Source organism: Okeania sp., from assembly GCF_983059655.1.
Map to the genome: position 1 here is coordinate 1 of NZ_CEZPJD010000858.1, position 1494 is coordinate 1494.

Here is a 1494-nt window from a genome sequence, read left to right on the forward strand (position 1 = left end):
TGGGAATCTTGCAATCGAGCGATCGCATCATAACGATAAAGTCCATCCTGCAAAGTAGAACGAGCTGTAATGGCCCAATTCAATACTGGCCCTAATTTTAATTCATAAGCGATCGCATAAGCTAAAGAGGTTTTACCGGAACCAGGATTTCCTGTTACTAAAAGAGGTCGTCGTAAATATATTGCAGCATTTACCGCATCCACAACATTAACCAGTGGTTCTTGACAATCATTTTCCTCTGTTATTTCTGGGCTATAAATACGGAATTTTTGACCCTTTTCTCTACCTCGTTTATTGTTCTCAGAATTTGCTAAATTTTGAATAGTTTGCCACTGTTTTTCAAGTTCTATTAGTTCTGGAGATTTTTCTGTTTGTTCTGATTCAATTTGTTTAATTTCTTTAAATTTTCGCCAAGGTGGAGGGTCAGGAAGGTCAGCAATATTAACATTATGATTGTTTCCATCACCATAGAAAAAAAGCCAATTTTTCTGATTTTCTGTAATATCGTTTTGGGGTTTATTTTTAACCATTGCTTTTTCCTTTTTTAATAGTTAGTTGTTAGTTGATTAAAAGTAGGCATATTAATTGGTCTTCGTTCAGTATAATCGCACAAAATTCTTAAATGATAACCTAAACATCTTTTTTTACAAGTATCAGCAAGGTGTCTTTTACGAATATCAAAAATTTTTGCATATAATCTATTTACATCTTGTAAATCTTCTACTTTTATTAAATTATTTAGTTGATTTATCAGAGATTGATAATCTGAATCATTTAACTCATCCCTCTTCTCTTTGCCTTTGAACCATAAACATAAAGGAATTCCCTTTTCTAAAATAATTTCAAATAAAAGCTCTTTGGATTTACCTTTAGGCACACCACAAGATATTTTTAGGATGATTTGCTTCTCTAATTTAATTCCCAACTGTTTTATTTGTTGTGGCTTAGATAATAGTTTATTTAATTCATTTTCATGTTCAAAATCTAAAGTATTTTCTGCTATTATTGCTGTTTTTTTGATTTCCTGCCACTTCTTGATGCAAGAGTTTAGCCAACTAGTTTTATCTGGTTGTAATCGCTCTAAAGAACGTAAAATTACAGATTTTTCTTCACAAATAGCTTTTTGTTTTTGTCTAAAAGCATCAGGAATCTTAAACTCAAAATCTTTAGTAAAAAATTTTCTAGTTAAAAATAATTCAACTTTTAAATCATAGCTTTGACCTTTAAGCACTTGAGGACGTAGATATTCATTTTGAACTCTCTCAATGAATTTATAAATAATATTAGGAATTTCTTGTTCTGAATATCCATTTTCTTTAATATCTTCTTTTCTTAACGGGACTTTAGTATTCTGAGTTTGACCCCAATTCTCAATCAACTCACCTTGAACATTAAGAAGTGGTCTTGAATTATTTTTGGTCTTACATCCGAGAGGAGAAATAGTTATCAAAAGATAGCTTTGGAGAGTAGATGATATTTGTTGTTCGGGAGTAA

The 1494-nt window shown here is 30.9% G+C and carries 1 protein-coding gene and 1 pseudogene; both read right to left on the minus strand.

The genetic code is table 11. The features are described 5' to 3' along the window. Positions 1–530: pseudogene (locus tag AC3DU7_RS29385) on the minus strand (AAA family ATPase); the annotation flags it as partial. A gap of 14 nt (positions 531–544) precedes the next feature. Next, on the minus strand, positions 545–1494 hold a 950-nt coding region (locus AC3DU7_RS29390; RefSeq protein ID WP_488042785.1), incomplete at its 5' end, for a VMAP-C domain-containing protein.